This window comes from Thioalkalivibrio sp. ALMg11 (genome assembly GCF_000377905.1).
Classification (GTDB): domain Bacteria; phylum Pseudomonadota; class Gammaproteobacteria; order Ectothiorhodospirales; family Ectothiorhodospiraceae; genus Thioalkalivibrio.
Map to the genome: position 1 here is coordinate 24,997 of NZ_KB898879.1, position 15,147 is coordinate 40,143.

The following is a 15,147-nucleotide window of genomic DNA, read 5'->3' on the forward strand; positions in this document are numbered from 1 at the left end:
GCATATTCACGCGCGCGTCGCTTTTGCGTGCTCATCAGCCGCTGCGAGTGAAGTGTAGCCCTGCGACTCGAGGACACTAGCCGCTCCCTTTGGTCTTCGTCCGGTTGGGCTTGGCGTTCTTCTCGATGAACTCGATGATCATGCCCGCCACGTCCTTGCCCGAGGCATTCTCGATGCCCTCCAGGCCGGGCGAGGAGTTCACCTCCATCACCACCGCGCCATGGTTGGAGCGCAGCAGATCCACGCCACAGACGTTCAGGCCCATGACCTTGGCCGCGCGTACGGCCGTGGCACGTTCTTCCGGGGTAATCCGGCACAGGGAGGCGCTCCCGCCGCGGTGCAGGTTGGAGCGGAACTCGCCTTCCTTGGCCTGGCGCTTCATCGCGGCGACGACCTTGTCCCCGATGACGAAGCAGCGGATGTCCGAGCCCTTGGCCTCCTTGATGTACTCCTGCACCAGGATGTGCTGTTTCAGGCCCATGAAGGCCTGGATCACGCTTTCGGCGGCCTGCTTGGTCTCGGCGAGCACCACGCCCAGCCCCTGCGTGCCTTCCAGCAGCTTGATCACGCAGGGCGCGCCGCCCACGGTCGCCAGCAGGTCATCGATGTCGTCCGGCGAGTGGGCAAACCCGGTTACCGGCAGGCCGATGCCGCGGCGCGAGAGCAATTGCAGGCTGCGCAGTTTGTCGCGCGAACGCGAGATTGCCACCGACTCGTTCAGCGGATAGACGTTCATCATCTCGAACTGCCGCAGGATGGCGGTCCCGTAGAAGGTGATCGAGGCCCCGATCCGCGGGATGACCGCGTTGAACTGGTCGAGGATGTCGCCCTTGTAGTGGATCTGCGGGCTGTGCGCGGTGATGTTCATGTAGCAGCGCAATGGATCCACCACGCGGACCTCGTGGCCCCGCTGGTCCGCGGCCTCAACCAGGCGTCGGGTGGAATAGAGTTTGCTGTTGCGCGAAAGGATGCCGAGTTTCATTCAGGCGCCTGCTGGGCTGTTGAGAGTGAAGGTCGATGGCTGGCGACAAACGAGGTCTGGGGGTCGACAAGGAAGCGACCGCGCATGGCCTCGCGGCCGAGCAGCATGCGAAAAAGCATGGTATCGCGGCTGGTCAGGGAAAGTTCAACCGGCAAAACCAGGGCACCAAGTTGTACGTGGGTGATGATGAAGTAGCGCTCCCCGGTGTGGCCACCGGAATCAGTCACCTTGCGGACATCCAGCACCGGTGCCTCACACCAGATTTCGGTCTCGGAATCGTGCTGGTGGGGGTGAATGCCGAAGCGCACCCACTCGTGGCCATCGCGAGTGAAGGGTTCGATCCGGAAGGTATGCAGCGCGGAACTGCGTGCGCCGGTATCGACCTTGCACTTGATCGCGGGGATGCCGAGATCGGGCAGGCCGACCCATTCGCGCCAGCCGAGGATGGGCCGGTCGCGGATATCGGGTGGGGTCTGGCTGGAAGGGGACGGGCGATCCACGTCGGCTCCCGGAAAGTAAAGGATGGAAGCCTCACTATAACGAATCGCCGGCCCGGCGCGAGTGACCTGCGGCGGGTCACCTGCTCCCTGTACGGGGGACGAGGAAGTGCTTAGTCCTCGGCGATTGCCGCGTTGGTCAGGTTGTTCAGCGCATTGCTCATGGTATCGAGGATGTCGTCGCGGTCCTCGATCCCGTGGCGCTCGGCTATCCATTCCGGATCGTTGTAGGCCAGCCAGGTCTGGCCGTCCGCGTCGGTCCACGCCAGGGCCTTCATCGGCAGGTCGATGCCGGCCGTCTGCTGGCTGGTGAACATTTGGCTGCCCAGCGCCGGGTTGCCAAACATCAGGAGTTCGGTCGGGCCGAGTTCGATATCCACGCCGTCCGCCTTGGCGGCGTGATCCCAGCGCAGGGCGACGCCGATATCGTTGGCCGCCAGGGCGTTCTCCAGCCGGTCCAGGGTTTCGGAGGCCGAATGCGGGCTGGCCTTGGCGATCATCCCGGGTACGTCGGCGGCCAGCACCGGGGTCGCGGTCAGGGCCAGGGGCAGCAGGACGGTCAGTAGCGTCTTCTTCATGACAAAGTCCTTGTCCAGTGATGGGTTCGTTGAGTGCGTGGCGACAATCAGCCAAGCGGCTGCGTCATCACGCCTGTTGAAGCTAGACGACCCCTGCAAACTTTTTCAGTGACTGGTTCGCAGAACCATGATTCGGCCGTGGGACGATGCCTGTACGTGCCCATTGCGGCACGTGAGGTGCCGCCCGGCTGCGGGGGCCGGGAGGTGGCCTGCGCAGACCGCTACTGCATCAGCAAGTAGCCTTCGTGCTGCAGCTCGATGATCTCGGCATCGGCCATGGGCACCACGTTCACGAAACCGTGGATGTCCTCCAGCTCGATACCGCGCAGGCGGGCCGAGGCCTCGCACATGCGGAACTCGATGTTGCCGGCCTGGGTGAGCGAGCGCGCACGGCGCATCAACTCTTCATGCTCGCCGAACTCGTCGCGAGTGAAATACGGGACCTCGGCACCGTGCAGGACCATCACGATGTGCGATTCGAACGGGTCGGCCTCGTAGATGTTGTTCAGCATGCTCACGCGGTCCAGTACTCCCTCCAGCTCGCGGGGGCTGCTGGTGTACACGTCATAGACCACCTTGCGGGGTTCGTACTGCCGGTCCATCTTTTCGGCCGAGCCCCACGGCAGATTGTCGTCCGCACTGGCCGCCAGCGGCGTGGCCAGGAGGCTGGCGGCGGCCAGCAGGATCAGCAAGAGGCGGGTCAGCGGGCGGTTGTTTCGTTTCATCGGGGACTCCTTGTGGCAGTGGCTCGTGCTCGTATGGGATGGACGTTTGGGCGCTGCAGAGCCTTCCATGACGGCTGCGCCTCACATCCGGGTTTCCGGCCCCTGGCTGCGCAGTACGCGCTCGAGGATCGATTCCATCGCAAAGGTGATCCGCCGGCCCAGGGTCTGGGGACGGTGGTAGGTCAGCTCAAAGACATCCGCCTCGCGGGTCAGTTCCAGCAGCAGGTCGTCGCTGGTGCGCAGTTCGTCGGCCAGCCCCATCTCGCGCGCCTGTTCGCCGTACCAGTGCTCGCCGGTGGCGACCTGCTCCAGGTCCAGTTGCGGCCGGTAGCGGAGAAGGAAGGTCTTGAACAGCTCGTGGGCCTCTTCCAGCTGTTCGCGGAATTTCTTGCGGCCCTCATCGGTGTTCTCGCCCAGCATGGTCAGGGTGCGCTTGTACTCGCCGGCGGTGAGCAGCTCGACGTCGATATCGTTGCGCGACAGCCAGCGGTGAAAGTTGGGGATCTGCGCCACTACGCCGATGGAGCCGAGAACCGCGAACGGGGCGGCGACGATGCGGTGACCGACCGCCGCCATCATGTAGCCGCCGCTCGCGGCGACGCGATCCACCGCCACGGTCAGGTCCAGCCCACCCTCGCGCAGGCGCGCCAGCTGGGCGGCCGCGAGCCCGTAGGAGGGCACCAGCCCGCCCGGGCTCTCCAGGCAGACGATGGCGCGGTCCTGCTCCGGACGCGCCATGGTGAGGATGGCGGTGACTTCCTCGCGCAGGCTCTCCACGCTGGAGGCGCGGATATCGCCGTCGAAGCGCAGGACGTACACGCGCGGGCGTTCGGCGGCCGCGCCGTCGGATTGTGCGTCGCTCGGGTGGTCGGTCTCTGCGGTTCCGGAGGAGGCCTCGGTGGTCGAGTCCCCGGTGCCCTTGCGCGCCAGCTTGCGCGTGGCCCAGTTGCGCAGGCGTTCCACCCGGCCGCGGCGGCGTTCCACCGCCCGGCGCACGGTCTTCTCCATCCGCTCGAAGCGATCGTTCAGGCGTTTGACGTTCAAGCGGTCCGGCCTGCCTTCCCGCGACCGGGCGACCAGGCCGGTGACCGCACTCAACACAATGAGCGCGGCAATGACGGCGGTGACGGCCTTGGCGAGGAAGAGTCCGTATTCCTGAAGAAATTCCATTCAATGTCCTTGCGTGATGAGCCGGGTTGTCCGCCCATGCATAATGCCAGCATGAATACCGATACAGTTGAAGACCCCCGTAGCGCGGGACGGTTTCACGGCCAGGAAGGTTCCGCAGCTGGTCCGGTGCCGGAACCGATCATTCATGCCGGATATGCGACCCTGAGCCTGCGCCAGGTCGACGCATGGAACGGGGTGCCCAAGGGCACGGCCTTTCGCCTGTTCAAGGCACGCAAGGATCAGCTGCGCGAGGGCGTGGACTTCTTCTACATCCCGGAAGGCCGCGACCCCGAACTCACCGAGACCCTGCGCCTGGACGGTCGGATTTACCCCTCCACCGTACACCTGGTCCTGCTGACGGGCGCCGCCTACGCCCACCTCCGCGAGGAATGGCATGCGCGGACCCACAACCCGGGCTGCGGATGCCCCGAGTAATCCCAGGGGGACGCGGATTAATGGTCCCGTTCGCGCTCGAGTCGATTTTGCTCGCTGACAAGGCGCGGCGACTGCCGTGCAGTCGCTCTGCACAAGGGAGCCGCAACGCCGTCAGCGGGCCCGACTTTAGAAGGCAAACGCGCCCGAGCCGCGTCATTCAATGGTTTGTGGGGTTGGCGCCCCAGGTTTCCCGACCCTGCGTTGCGACCCGAGACAGGCAAAAACCGGCCGGTACCATCACTACCGGCTGCGCGCCGCGCTTGGTCTCGGGAAACCTGGGGCACCAACGCGAGCGGGTAGATTGATCCGCGTCACCCTCGAGCAGTGGCGCATGCTGCAGGCGGTGGTGGAAGCCGGCGGCTTCGCGCGTGCTGCGGAACGGGTGCACAAGAGTCCGTCGAGCATCAACCACGCGGTGCAGAAGCTGGAAGAACAGCTGGGCGTCGACGTCTTCGAGGTAAAGGGCCGCAAGGCGGTGCTCACTGCGGCCGGCGAGGCGCTGCTGCGCCGGGCCGGCCACCTGCTGGAAGAGGCGGCGGAGATCGAGACCCTGGCCGGGGCACTGGCCGCGGGGGTGGAATCCGAAATCCGGCTGGCGGTGGACCAGCTCCTCCCGCGCGCGCCGGTGATCGGGGCCCTGGAGGCGTTCTCGCGGGCCTACCCGGCCACCCGTGTCCAGCTGCACGAGGTGGTGCTGAACGGCGGACCGGACATGCTGTGCGACGCGGCGGTGGATATCCTGCTGGGCCCGGAACTGCCATCCGGCTATCTCGGGAGCTGCCTGGGCGAGCTGTCGATGGTCTGCGTGGCGCACCCCTCGCATCCCCTGGCGCAGGCCGGGGCGGCGCTGAGACGGCGCGACCTGCAGGCACACCGTCAGGTGGTGGTGCGGGACTCGGGCGCTCAGGCCTCCGGCGAGGGCGGCTGGGTGGAGGCCGACCAGCGCTGGACGGTCTCGCACATGGGGACGGCCTGCGAGATCCTGCGCTCCGGTATCGGCTTCGCCTGGATGCCGGAGGACCGGATCGCCAAGGATCTTGCCGCCGGGGGCCTGGTCGAACTGAACCTGGAGGCCGGGGCGCGTCACGCGGTGCCGTTCTACATCACGCATGCCGATCGCGACCGCGCCGGCGCGGCCAGCCAGTCCCTGATGGACGCACTGGAACAGGCCTTCCGAGGCGAGCCTAAGTAGCCAACCATCGCTTGTGGGAGCGGGCTTGCCCGCGAAGCCCCCGCCCGCGCCGGACAATGGCCACAAAGCAGAACCCAACACGAAACCACAACAAGGAACCAACCATGTGCGGGATCGCAGGAGAATTCGTCTGGGGGGACCGGCGCGCGAGCAGCGAGGCCGTCGCGCGCATGCTGCCCTGCCTGGAGCGGCGCGGGCCGGATGCCGATGGCCTGTGGGCCTCCGGTCGAGTGGCCCTGGGCCACCGGCGGCTGTCGATCCTGGACCTGTCGCAGCGCGCGCACCAGCCCATGTTCGACCCGGAGACCGGGCTTGCGCTGGTGTTCAACGGCGCGATCTACAACTTCCGTGCGCTGCGCACGGAGCTGGAAGGACGCGGCCACCGCTTCTTCTCCACCGGCGACACCGAGGTCATCCTGCGCGGCTACGCCGAATGGGGCGAGGGCATCGTGGCCCGGCTGCACGGGATGTTCGCGTTCGCGCTGTTTGACGGCAACGCCCAGCGGCTGTTGCTGGCACGCGACCGCATGGGCATCAAGCCGCTGTACCTGGCCCGCGTCGGTGACGGCATCCGCTTTGCCTCGAACACCCAGGCGCTGCTGGCGGCCGGCGACGTGGACACCGAGCTGGATGCAGAGGCCCTGCACATGCTGTTCTCGCTGCACGCGGTGGTACCCGCGCCGCGCACCGTGCTGCGCGGCATCCGCAAGCTGGAGCCGGGGCACTACCTGAGCATCGACTCGCGTGGCCAGGAGCGGTTGCAGCGCTACTGGACGCTGCATGCGCACCGCCCGGCCGAGCCGGTGTCGGACGCGGAGTGGCAGGAACGCATCGAGCATTCCCTGCGCCAGGCCGTGCGCAAGCGGCTGGAGGTGGCCGACGTCCCGGTGGGCGTGCTGCTCTCCGGCGGGCTGGACTCCTCGCTGCTGGTCGCGCTGGCGATGGAGGAGGGTGCGCAGGACCTGCGCACCTTTACGGTCGGCTTTGAGGACCAGCCGGAGGAGAAGGGCTCCGAGTTCGAATACTCCGATCCGGTCGCTGAACGCTACGCCACCGACCACCAGGCGACGCTGATTCCCAACGACCAGGTGCTGGCCCGGCTGCCGGAGGCGGTCGGCGCGATGGCCGAGCCGATGTTTGGCCAGGACGCGGTCGCGTTCTACCTGCTGTCCGAGCAGGTCTCGCAGCATGTGAAGGTCGTGCAGTCCGGGCAGGGCGCCGATGAGGTCTTCGGCGGCTACTTCTGGTATCCGCAAATGGCCGAGGATCGCCACGGCGACTGGGTGGAGCGCTTCCGTCGCCACTACTTCGACCGCGACCACCCGGAGATGGCCGAGATGCTGCGCCACCCGCCGGCGAACGACGTGACCGGCGACTGGCTGCGTGAACAGTTCTCCGAGCTGGAGACCGACCGCGCGGATTCCTTCATCGACGCGGTGCTGGCGCTGGATGCGACCACGCTGATCGTGGACGACCCGGTCAAGCGCGTGGACAACATGACCATGGCCTTCGGCCTGGAGGCGCGGGTACCGTTCCTGGACCACGAACTGGTCGAGACCGCCGCCGCGATGCCGCCGCACCTGAAGCTGGGCGATGGCGGCAAGGACGTCCTGCGCCGCATCGCCCGCGGCCGGCTGCCGGACGCGGTGCTGGACCGGCCCAAGGGCTACTTCCCGGTGCCGGCGCTGAAGTACGTTCGCGGCGACTTCCTCGAATTCATGCGTGACATCCTCACCTCGCGCGCCGCCCGCGAGCGCGGCCTCTACCAGCCGGCCTACATCGACAAGCTGCTGGACGCCCCGGATGAGTACTTCACCCGCATCCAGGGCTCCAAGCTCTGGCACGCCGCCCTGCTCGAATACTGGCTGCAAACCCACGTGGATTCTTGACCACAGAGCACACGGAGGGCACGAAGGGATTCAATGACGGTTCACAGGAAGGACGCGAAAACAAAGGCTGAAAAGGGACAGGGCGCGACCGTCGAGGTTGGTTCGCACCTGTGTCGGGGCAGTGGCCAGCACCCCATCGGCCAGAGGGCTGGCCTCCTACAGGGGGCCAGCCCGGCCGTGTAGGAGCTCAGCCCCCTGAGCGATGGGGCGTCAGCTAGACCCCTTTGGCCGGGGACATCGGCTCGCGCGTGCCAGCCCCTTGGGCCAGGCACCGCGCACCCGAGGGGCGGGGCCCGCTGCGAAGCCTTCTTTGATCCCCTCCGTGATCTCCGTGTCCTCTGTGGTAGACGCTCCCTTGACCATCCCGGTGGTCGTGCATCCAATCAGGGTCCAGGGACTCAGACCTCCTTCAGGCGCGGCATCAGCATCGTGAGGTTGCAGGGCATGGTGCGGTCGTCCAGCTGGGCCTGGATGATGCGGTCCCAGGCGGTGCGGCAGGCGCCGGTGGAGCCGGGCAGCACGAACAGGTAGGTGCCGTTGGCGACGCCGGACAGGGCGCGCGACTGCAGGCTGGAGGTGCCGATCTCATCAAAGGACAGCGCCCGGAACAGCTCGCCGAAGCCCTCGATGGTCTTGTCCAGCAGGACCGAGGCGGCCTCGGGGGTGCCATCGCGGCCGGTGATGCCGGTGCCGCCGGTGGTCAGGACGGCGTCGATGTCGGGATCGGCGATCCAGCGCGAGAGCTCGGCGCGGATGGCGTAGATGTCGTCCTTTACGAGATTCCGGTCGGCCAGCCGGTGGCCGGCGCCTTCGAGACCTTCCACCAGGGCATCGCCGGAACGGTCCTCCGCAAGCTCCCGGCTGTCGGAGACGGTCAGTACGGCGATGTTCAGCGGGGTGCGGACCGGGGAGGGTTCCGCTGTCGAATCGGTCATGGCAACGTCCTGTTGGTGTATCGTGACGCCCATCTTAATGAGTTGCTGGAGTTCCGGGAATGTCGGAGCGGGTACAGAAGGTCCTGGCGGCGCGCGGGCTGGGTTCGCGGCGCGAGATCGAGGGCTGGATCGAGCGCGGCGAGGTGCAGGTGAACAACCGCACCGTAAAGCTGGGCGACCAGGTCGACGAGCACGACGTGATCCGCGTGCGCGGGCGCATCGTGCGGCGCCCGGAGCATCCGCATCGGTGGATCGTGTATCACAAGCCGGTGGGCGAGATCTGCAGCCGCTCGGACCCCGAGGGGCGGCGGCCGGTGTTTGCCAGCCTGCCGCGGTTGAAGGGGCAGCGCTGGGTGGCCGTGGGACGGCTGGACCTGAATACCTCGGGCCTGCTGCTGTTCACCACCGATGGTGAACTGGCCAACCGCCTGATGCACCCGAGCATGGCCCTGGAACGCGAGTACGCGGTGCGCGTGCTGGGCGAGGTGCCGCCGGCGACCCAGGACATGCTGCGCGAAGGCGTGGAACTGGAGGATGGTGCGGCCCGCTTCGACAGTCTGGAGGAGCAGGGCGGGGAGGGCGCCAATCACTGGTTTCATGTGGTCGTCAGCGAGGGGCGAAATCGTCTGGTGCGCCGGCTGTGGGATGCGGTCGGGGTTACGGTCAGCCGCCTGATCCGGGTGCGCTATGGGCCGGTGGTCCTCGGGCACGGCCTGAAGACGGGCGCGGTGCGCGATCTGGAGACCCGCGAGGTGGCCGGGCTGTACGAGGCGGCGGACCTGCCCGTGCCGGACTCCGTACCCACGCGTGGGCGCGGCGGTCCGCGGCGCGATCCGCGCGGCAAGCCGCGGGACAAACGCCCCGGTAAGACGGAGCCGGCGGGCAAGGCCCGCAACAGCCGGGCGGCGCGCGAGGACGGCTGGAGTTCGTCGCCGCCGAAGAAGCCGGGCAAGTCTTCATCCCCCGCGGGTCGCGGTGGGCCCCGGGGCGCGAAGCCTGCGGGTGGCCGTCCCGGCGGCCGGTCGGGCGGCGGTGGCAAACCGGGCGGTGGCCGTCAGCGGTAGCCCCCGTGCGGATTCCCGAGCTTCTGGGTGTCCTGCGCGCGGAGTACGGTGACCTGCAGTGGTGGCCGGCGGAGACCGCGTTCGAGGTGATGGTCGGCGCCGTGTTGACGCAGAATACCAGCTGGACCAACGTCGAGAAGGCGTTGGCTAACCTGCGTGCCATTGATGCGCTCTCGTCGGATGGGCTGATGGCCCTGAGCCGTGAGGAGCTGGCCGAACGCATCCGCCCCAGTGGCTATTTCAACGTGAAGGCGGATCGCCTGCGCCATCTGCTGGCCTTCCTGGAGGTATCCGGAGGGGTCGAGGGGCTGGCCGCGCTGGACACCGACGCGCTGCGCGCGGCGCTGCTGGGGGTCAAGGGTGTCGGGCCGGAGACGGCGGACGATATCGTGCTGTACGCCTTCGAGCGCCCGGTGTTCGTGGTGGATGCCTATACCCGCCGGCTGTTCGAGCGTCTGGACCTGCCGCAGGCTCGGGCTCCGTACGATGCGCTGCGCGAGCACGTCGAGGTCGCGCTGGGGCCGGATGTGGCGGCGCTGAACGACCTGCACGCGCTGATCGTGGAACACGGCAAGGAGCGTTGCCGTCCGCGTCCGCGCTGTGATGCCTGTCCATTGAGGGAGCGCTGTACCTATCCTTCAGCATGAATCATCGGGGAGTTGTCGGTTGCCCCCGCGGCGGTGCGCCGGAACCTGAAAGACACGTACGACTGACCAGGGAGGGCCCCATGCGTTACCTCTACACCCTGCTGATTATCGTGTTCGTCGCGGTGGTTGCGATCTTTGCGATCCAGAACCTGCGTCTAGTGACACTCAACTTCCTGACCCTGTACGTGACGCTGCCGCTGGCGCTGCTGATCGTCGGGATCTACCTGCTGGGCTTGATCTCCGGGGGCGCCCTGGTCGCGCTGCTGAAGCGCTGGATACGCGGCGCCAGTCGTTGAGCCGGGGTGTGTAGGGCGGGAAGGCCTCCCTTGATGGCGGACATGATGCACCGCCATCCGCTGGCGGTGATCGTGGTGGCCCAGCTGTTCGGCACGTCGCTGTGGTTTTCGGTCAACGGGGTCGGGCTGTCGCTGCAGCAGGCGTTGGGCTGGTCGCCTGTGGAGATCGGCTGGCTGACGATGGCCACCCAGCTTGGCTTTATCACCGGGACCCTGGTGGTGGCCGCCACTGGGCTGGCCGACCATTTTCGCGCCAGTCGGGTATTCGCCATTTCCGCCCTGTTCGGGGCCGGGCTCAACGCCGCCTTCATACTGCTCGCCGGCGTCTGGGAGTTGGCCCTGCTGGCGCGCTTTCTGGTCGGGCTGGCGCTGGCCGGAGTTTATCCGCTGGGCATGAAACTGGTGATCGGCTGGACCCCGCAATACAAGGGCTGGGCGCTGTCGTGGCTGCTCGGCATGCTGACCCTGGGGACCGCGCTCCCGCATCTGCTGCGCGGCGCCACGCTGGATTTCCCATGGGCCGTTCCGGTGGTGCTGGCGTCGGGCCTGGCGTTGCTGGCCGCGCTGATGATCCTGCGTCTGGGCGACGGTCCCCACCTGCCGCCACCCGGACGGACACCGGGACTGGGGAAGGGTTTTCGCGCCCTGGGTCGGCGGGACTTCCGGGCCGTGGCCGGGGGCTATTTCGGCCACTGCTGGGAGCTGTACGCCTTCTGGACGCTGGTGCCCTTGCTGGTGGCGCGCGAGCTGTCGCGGATGGAAGCGGATGCGGCCCTGATCCCCTGGCTGGCCTTCGGCGTGATCGCGCTGGGACTGGCGGGCTGTGTCTGGGGCGGTCGCCTGAGTCGGGGCCTGGGCAGCCTGCGTGTGGCACGCGTGGCACTGGCAACCTCGGGCCTGGCCTGCCTGCTGTACCCGCTGCTCGCAGGGCAGTCGCCCTGGTTGCTGTTCGGCCTCCTGACGCTGTGGGGGCTCACGGTGATCGCGGACTCGCCACAGTTCTCCGCGCTGGCCGCGGACAGTGCGCCGGAGGATGCGGTGGGTTCCGCGCTGAGTGTGATGAATGCGATCGGCTTTGCGCTGACCCTGCCGGGTATCTGGCTGACCGGCTGGTTGTGGGCGGATGGCGGGGTATGGGTCCTGTGGCTGCTGCTGCCCGGCCCGTTGCTGGGGCTCTGGGCGCTGGCGCGCCTGTCGGCGCCGCGCCGCTTCAAGGGAGCCGCTGATTGATTCGCACCTCCGCGTTGGCGCGGTAGTGCGGGACGCTCAGGCGTCCGGGGGTGTCGTCAGCAGGGTCTGTGCGCGCTGGAGCAGCTCGGCGGCGGCATCGGGCTGTTCGCGCAGCGCGCGGCTCCAGTGGGGGAACAGGTTTTGTTCCTCGCGGCCCTCGTGTTTGGCCAGGGCGCCGGAGATCAGCGCGAAGAACGGGGCCACGGCCCAGGCCTCGTCCACGCCTTCGCTGAATTCGTGTTCCAGCATCGCGGTCTGTTCCAGGATTTCGTCGTGTTCGCGCAGCATGATCGAGGTCGGGTCCTGACCGTTCGGGCTGCGCGGCAGGTCCAGCAAGGGAACGATCAGCTCGTTTTCCACCTCCACGTGGCGGCGCAGGCCGTCGACATAGGCGTGGAAGTCCGGCGCCGCGCCTTCGAGATCGCCGGCGTTGACCTTGTGCAGGGCACTGGCGAACAGCCGGTCGATGCGCAGGTGATCGCGTTCCAGCAGGTCGACGAGGTCCACGGGGGCGACGTCCTCGCGGCGTTGTACCGAGAGCTTCCACAAGGGCGGGCCGTCTTCGAGCACCTGCCAGTGGATGGCGTGACGCAGCTGCAGGCTGACCGCGTCCATCAGCATCTTCGGTTCCTGATCCAGCCAGACCTCGAAGACCTGACCGCTGCGCAGTTCGCGCAGGGTGTAGTACGCGCGGGTGTGGGCATGCTCGGCCAGGCCGCGGAGGTCGAGTACGAAATCAGCCACGGTCTGCGCCCGTGATGCCCCGGCGTGCGGCCATGGCGGCACCGATGGCGCGGCGGTCTTCCGGGCTTAGCAGGTGCTCGGCAAAGGGGAGTACGGCGCGCTCTTCCAGATCGAGGTGGATGCGGTATTGGTTTATCCACGCGTCGGCACCGTCGAGGTCCGCCGGCTCGCCCGCGGCGATGCGTTGCAGGGCCGGCTCCAGGCGATCCCAGCCGGCCTCGATCTCGTCATGCTCGGCGGTCAGGCGGTCCAGCCATTCGCACAGTTGCGGGTGACTCTCGGGGTGGCCGCAGTGCTGGCGCAGCACGGGGAACAGGTCCTGGTCCTCGTCCGCGTGGTGGTTGGGCGCTGCCTCGTGAAAGTAGTTCAGGACCCGTTGCGCGGCGCCTCGGGCCTCCTCGTCAGCGCCTTTGGCGGCCAAATGGGCGGGCAGGCGCTCGAGGATGTCCAGGGAGTTGAGGATTCGGCGATGGCAGGCCCGCAGCAACTCGATGGGCTGCTGGAATCCGGGAACACTTTCGTGGAGTTGCGCGTGCATCGGATATCGGACCTTCGCATGGTGGTCAAGAAGCAGGCGACTTTCGCCGAAGCGCTCGCGCCTCGTCTTGATCTCGATCAATGTAAATCGAATATAGCTTAAAGTATGCTGTGCGAAACCTGCCCTGGAGCGTTTGATGCACCCTCGGAACCGGATGTTCATCCTCGCGGCCCTCGCCTATGCCCTGCTGGGCGGGCTGCTCGGCATCCTCTGGCTGGCCCAACCCGGCCTGATCCCCGGCAATGTGCCGCGCATCCACGGCCACCTGATGCTGCTGGGGTTCGTGACCATGATGATCTATGGCGTGGGCCTGCATGTTCTGCCGCGCTTTTCCGGCCGTTCGCTGTTCTCCGAGCGCCTGGGGCATGTGCAGTTCCTGCTGGCCAATCTCGGGCTACTGGTGATGATCGCGGGCTGGCTGGTCTTTCATAACCCGACCGTCGCGGTCGGCGGGGCGATGGCCTGGGGGGCGATGATCCTGTTCGCGCTGAATATCGCACTCACCGTGCGTCACTACGGTCCGAAGGGGGCGTAATGAGTCATACGGAATACAACGGCTGCGAGCTGCCGGACGACCTGTTCTACGACCTGGATTATGTCTGGGTCCGTCCGGAGGACGACGGCACCTTTACCCTTGGGATTACCGATCCCGCCCAGACCATGGCGGGCCGGGTGCAGTACTTCCGCTTTCGCAAGCCGGGTTCGCACCGCGCCGCGGGCAAGCCGGTGGCGCGGCTGGAGTCCGGCAAGTGGGCGGGGGGCATCCCTACGCCATTCGACGGCACCATCGAGCGCATCAATCCGGCCGTGGAGGCCGATCCGGGGCTGGTGAACGTGGCCCCCTATACCGATGCCTGGGTCGTGGTCATGCGCCCGGACGATCCGGAAAAGGCGCTCGAGCGGCTACATACCGGGGCCGAGGCGATTGCGGGTCTGAAGCAATGGGTCGATCGCTACGAGATCCACTGCATGCGCTGCGCGGACTGAGGGCGGGATCATGAAGGTAGAACTGCTGGTATCCGAGTGGTGCGCCTCCTGCCACGATGCCGAGCGCATCTGGCGCGAGGTGTCGGAGAATAAACAGATCGACTTCGCGGTGGTGGACATGGGCCAGCCGGAGGGGCGCGAACTGGCGACCCGGCTGCGCATCCGGTCGATCCCCGCCGTGGTGGTCGATGGCGAGCTCAAGCACATCGGGCTGCTGGATCGGACGGCCGCGACCGAGTTGGTGGGGGCGGCCCCGGAGCGCACACAGAAGGCTGCTCGGCACGTCGGGCTGGGGCTGTCGGCCTCCAGCCGGGCCTCGGTGCTGGGCGCGATGATCTGGCTGCTGATTGCGGGTGCCGCGTTGCCACTGGGCGGGTTCTTCCTCGAGGGTGCGGCGCGTCCGGCCGCGCTGCATGGCTTTACCCTGGGTTTTCTTCTGTTGCTGATCATGGGGCTTGGCGAGCATATGCTGCCGCGCTTTACCGGACACCCGATCGCTGGTGGCTGGCTGTGGGCCTGGACTCCGCAGGGCCTCGTGCATCTGGCCGTGCTGGGCATGGGGCTTGGCTGGATCCTGGGCGTTGCGATGTTGACGGCGGTGGGCGCGGTGGCGGCGCTGGCCGGGCTGGCCCTGTTCACCCTTCGGGTCGTCCCGCTGCTGGTACGGCCGTCGGTGTGAGCTGCAGGCACGATAGAATTGCGTCTCGCGCAGCCAACGGAGTCCTCCTGTGAGTCTTTTCGAGAAGCGTATTAGCGAGCTGGAACAAAGCCTGCCGCATCTGGAACCAGGGGCAGTGACGCGCTGGCTCGAGGAAGGGGAACCGTTTCTGCTGGTGGATGTGCGTCAGCCCGAGGAGGCGGCCGCGGGGACTATCGAGGGTGCGATCAACATCCCGCGGCCCAAGCTGGAGGCCGGTATCGAGTCTCATATGGCGGATGCGGACCAGCCCGTCGTGGTGTTCTGTGGCGGGCGTGGCCGGTCCCAGCTCGTGGCCGACAGCTTGCGCACGATGGGTATCAATGCGTATGTGCTGCGTGGGGGCTACGCGGCGTGGCGGGAGGCCGAATCCCGGTAAGATCCTGATCGGAGCCCGGCAGACGATTCGATTGCCGTGACCAATCCCTATAGCTTTTTGGTCGGTGCTTGGCTAGTCTCGAGATTCGTTTCCCGGTTTCCGGAAAATCCCTGAATATTCTTGCCTGGCGCGTCTCCCCGGAGGCGCGTTCTGCATTCTGGA

19 protein-coding genes are annotated in these 15,147 nt (G+C 67.1%); 11 read left to right on the forward strand and 8 right to left on the reverse strand.

Annotation, left to right across the window (positions count from 1 at the left end):
• Positions 1 to 76: 76 nt before the first annotated feature.
• The 5 genes from rimK to sohB form a co-directional block, all read right to left on the reverse strand.
• The gene (gene rimK, locus D578_RS0113025; RefSeq protein WP_017941608.1) at positions 77 to 982 is read right to left on the reverse strand and encodes a 30S ribosomal protein S6--L-glutamate ligase; all 906 of its coding nucleotides are present in this window, start codon (positions 980 to 982) and stop codon (positions 77 to 79) included.
• Positions 979 to 1,482: an ATP-dependent zinc protease gene (locus D578_RS0113030; protein ID WP_018950381.1), complete on the reverse strand. Its 504-nt coding sequence runs from the start codon at positions 1,480 to 1,482 to the stop codon at positions 979 to 981. The genes rimK and D578_RS0113030 overlap by 4 nt, the downstream gene beginning before the upstream one ends.
• Positions 1,483 to 1,592: 110 nt before the next feature.
• On the reverse strand, positions 1,593 to 2,057 hold the full coding sequence (locus D578_RS0113035) for a DUF302 domain-containing protein (protein ID WP_018938087.1): 465 nt from the start codon (positions 2,055 to 2,057) through the stop codon (positions 1,593 to 1,595).
• A 221-nt stretch (positions 2,058 to 2,278) separates the two neighbouring features.
• Positions 2,279 to 2,782, reverse strand: a complete 504-nt coding sequence (locus D578_RS0113040; protein WP_018950382.1) for a DsrE family protein — start codon at positions 2,780 to 2,782, stop codon at positions 2,279 to 2,281.
• Between the two features lie 81 nt (positions 2,783 to 2,863).
• On the reverse strand, positions 2,864 to 3,952 hold the full coding sequence (gene sohB / locus D578_RS0113045) for a protease SohB (RefSeq protein ID WP_018950383.1): 1,089 nt from the start codon (positions 3,950 to 3,952) through the stop codon (positions 2,864 to 2,866).
• 51 nt (positions 3,953 to 4,003) lie between these two features.
• Here sohB and D578_RS0113050 point away from each other — a divergent pair, with 51 nt between their 5' ends.
• From D578_RS0113050 to D578_RS0113060, 3 genes are all read left to right on the forward strand, one after another.
• Entirely contained in the window at positions 4,004 to 4,387 is a 384-nt protein-coding gene (locus tag D578_RS0113050) for a hypothetical protein (RefSeq protein ID WP_026287934.1), read from the forward strand.
• A gap of 301 nt (positions 4,388 to 4,688) precedes the next feature.
• Complete coding sequence (locus tag D578_RS0113055) at positions 4,689 to 5,579, forward strand: LysR family transcriptional regulator (RefSeq protein WP_018950384.1); 891 nt, start codon at positions 4,689 to 4,691, stop codon at positions 5,577 to 5,579.
• Positions 5,580 to 5,683: 104 nt separating this feature from the next.
• On the forward strand, positions 5,684 to 7,468 hold the full coding sequence (locus D578_RS0113060) for an N-acetylglutaminylglutamine amidotransferase (RefSeq protein WP_018950385.1): 1,785 nt from the start codon (positions 5,684 to 5,686) through the stop codon (positions 7,466 to 7,468).
• 398 nt (positions 7,469 to 7,866) lie between these two features.
• On the opposite strand, the gene moaB is transcribed toward D578_RS0113060, so the two are convergent.
• On the reverse strand, positions 7,867 to 8,403 hold the full coding sequence (moaB, locus tag D578_RS0113070) for a molybdenum cofactor biosynthesis protein B (protein ID WP_018950387.1): 537 nt from the start codon (positions 8,401 to 8,403) through the stop codon (positions 7,867 to 7,869).
• A 59-nt stretch (positions 8,404 to 8,462) separates the two neighbouring features.
• On the opposite strand from moaB, the gene rluB reads away from it, so the two are divergent.
• The 4 genes from rluB (at position 8,463) to D578_RS0113090 (ending at position 11,640) form a co-directional block, all read left to right on the forward strand.
• A complete protein-coding gene (gene rluB, locus D578_RS0113075) occupies positions 8,463 to 9,467 on the forward strand; it encodes a 23S rRNA pseudouridine(2605) synthase RluB (RefSeq protein ID WP_018950388.1) in 1,005 nt (334 codons plus the stop codon).
• Between the two features lie 5 nt (positions 9,468 to 9,472).
• Entirely contained in the window at positions 9,473 to 10,114 is a 642-nt protein-coding gene (locus tag D578_RS0113080; RefSeq protein WP_018950389.1) for an endonuclease III domain-containing protein, read from the forward strand.
• An 80-nt stretch (positions 10,115 to 10,194) separates the two neighbouring features.
• Entirely contained in the window at positions 10,195 to 10,410 is a 216-nt protein-coding gene (locus D578_RS0113085; protein ID WP_018950390.1) for a lipopolysaccharide assembly protein LapA domain-containing protein, read from the forward strand.
• A 42-nt stretch (positions 10,411 to 10,452) separates the two neighbouring features.
• Positions 10,453 to 11,640, forward strand: coding sequence for a nitrate/nitrite transporter (locus D578_RS0113090; protein ID WP_026289349.1), 1,188 nt, complete (start codon positions 10,453 to 10,455; stop codon positions 11,638 to 11,640).
• A 36-nt stretch (positions 11,641 to 11,676) separates the two neighbouring features.
• On the opposite strand, the gene D578_RS0113095 is transcribed toward D578_RS0113090, so the two are convergent.
• Both D578_RS0113095 and D578_RS0113100 read right to left on the reverse strand, forming a co-directional pair.
• Complete coding sequence (locus D578_RS0113095; RefSeq protein ID WP_018950392.1) at positions 11,677 to 12,384, reverse strand: hemerythrin domain-containing protein; 708 nt, start codon at positions 12,382 to 12,384, stop codon at positions 11,677 to 11,679.
• Positions 12,377 to 13,003 (reverse strand): hemerythrin domain-containing protein, encoded by a 627-nt coding sequence (locus tag D578_RS0113100; RefSeq protein ID WP_018950393.1) that lies wholly within the window; start codon positions 13,001 to 13,003, stop codon positions 12,377 to 12,379. Before D578_RS0113100 ends, D578_RS0113095 begins: the two co-directional genes overlap by 8 nt.
• A 73-nt stretch (positions 13,004 to 13,076) precedes the next feature.
• On the opposite strand from D578_RS0113100, the gene D578_RS0113105 reads away from it, so the two are divergent.
• The 4 genes from D578_RS0113105 to D578_RS0113120 are packed head-to-tail and all read left to right on the forward strand — an operon-like array spanning position 13,077 to position 14,985.
• Entirely contained in the window at positions 13,077 to 13,457 is a 381-nt protein-coding gene (locus D578_RS0113105) for a hypothetical protein (RefSeq protein ID WP_018950394.1), read from the forward strand.
• Positions 13,457 to 13,909: a glycine cleavage system protein H gene (locus tag D578_RS0113110; RefSeq protein ID WP_018950395.1), complete on the forward strand. Its 453-nt coding sequence runs from the start codon at positions 13,457 to 13,459 to the stop codon at positions 13,907 to 13,909. Before D578_RS0113105 ends, D578_RS0113110 begins: the two co-directional genes overlap by 1 nt.
• 10 nt (positions 13,910 to 13,919) lie before the next feature.
• Complete coding sequence (locus D578_RS0113115; protein ID WP_018950396.1) at positions 13,920 to 14,588, forward strand: thioredoxin family protein; 669 nt, start codon at positions 13,920 to 13,922, stop codon at positions 14,586 to 14,588.
• A gap of 49 nt (positions 14,589 to 14,637) precedes the next feature.
• Positions 14,638 to 14,985, forward strand: a complete 348-nt coding sequence (locus D578_RS0113120) for a rhodanese-like domain-containing protein (RefSeq protein WP_018950397.1) — start codon at positions 14,638 to 14,640, stop codon at positions 14,983 to 14,985.
• The last annotated feature ends 162 nt before the right edge of the window (positions 14,986 to 15,147 follow it).

Bases quoted from the DNA above. Each gene is read 5' to 3' on its own strand.
- sohB (WP_018950383.1), bottom strand. From the start codon at position 3,952: ATGGAATTTCTTCAGGAATACGGACTCTTCCTCGCCAAGGCCGTCACC.
- D578_RS0113105 (WP_018950394.1), top strand. From the start codon at position 13,077: ATGTTCATCCTCGCGGCCCTCGCCTATGCCCTGCTGGGCGGGCTGCTC.
- D578_RS0113060 (WP_018950385.1), top strand. From the start codon at position 5,684: ATGTGCGGGATCGCAGGAGAATTCGTCTGGGGGGACCGGCGCGCGAGC.
- rluB (WP_018950388.1), top strand. From the start codon at position 8,463: ATGTCGGAGCGGGTACAGAAGGTCCTGGCGGCGCGCGGGCTGGGTTCG.
- rimK (WP_017941608.1), bottom strand. From the start codon at position 982: ATGAAACTCGGCATCCTTTCGCGCAACAGCAAACTCTATTCCACCCGA.
- D578_RS0113035 (WP_018938087.1), bottom strand. From the start codon at position 2,057: ATGAAGAAGACGCTACTGACCGTCCTGCTGCCCCTGGCCCTGACCGCG.
- D578_RS0113040 (WP_018950382.1), bottom strand. From the start codon at position 2,782: ATGAAACGAAACAACCGCCCGCTGACCCGCCTCTTGCTGATCCTGCTG.
- D578_RS0113050 (WP_026287934.1), top strand. From the start codon at position 4,004: ATGAATACCGATACAGTTGAAGACCCCCGTAGCGCGGGACGGTTTCAC.
- D578_RS0113110 (WP_018950395.1), top strand. From the start codon at position 13,457: ATGAGTCATACGGAATACAACGGCTGCGAGCTGCCGGACGACCTGTTC.
- D578_RS0113085 (WP_018950390.1), top strand. From the start codon at position 10,195: ATGCGTTACCTCTACACCCTGCTGATTATCGTGTTCGTCGCGGTGGTT.
- D578_RS0113115 (WP_018950396.1), top strand. From the start codon at position 13,920: ATGAAGGTAGAACTGCTGGTATCCGAGTGGTGCGCCTCCTGCCACGAT.
- D578_RS0113090 (WP_026289349.1), top strand. From the start codon at position 10,453: ATGATGCACCGCCATCCGCTGGCGGTGATCGTGGTGGCCCAGCTGTTC.
- moaB (WP_018950387.1), bottom strand. From the start codon at position 8,403: ATGACCGATTCGACAGCGGAACCCTCCCCGGTCCGCACCCCGCTGAAC.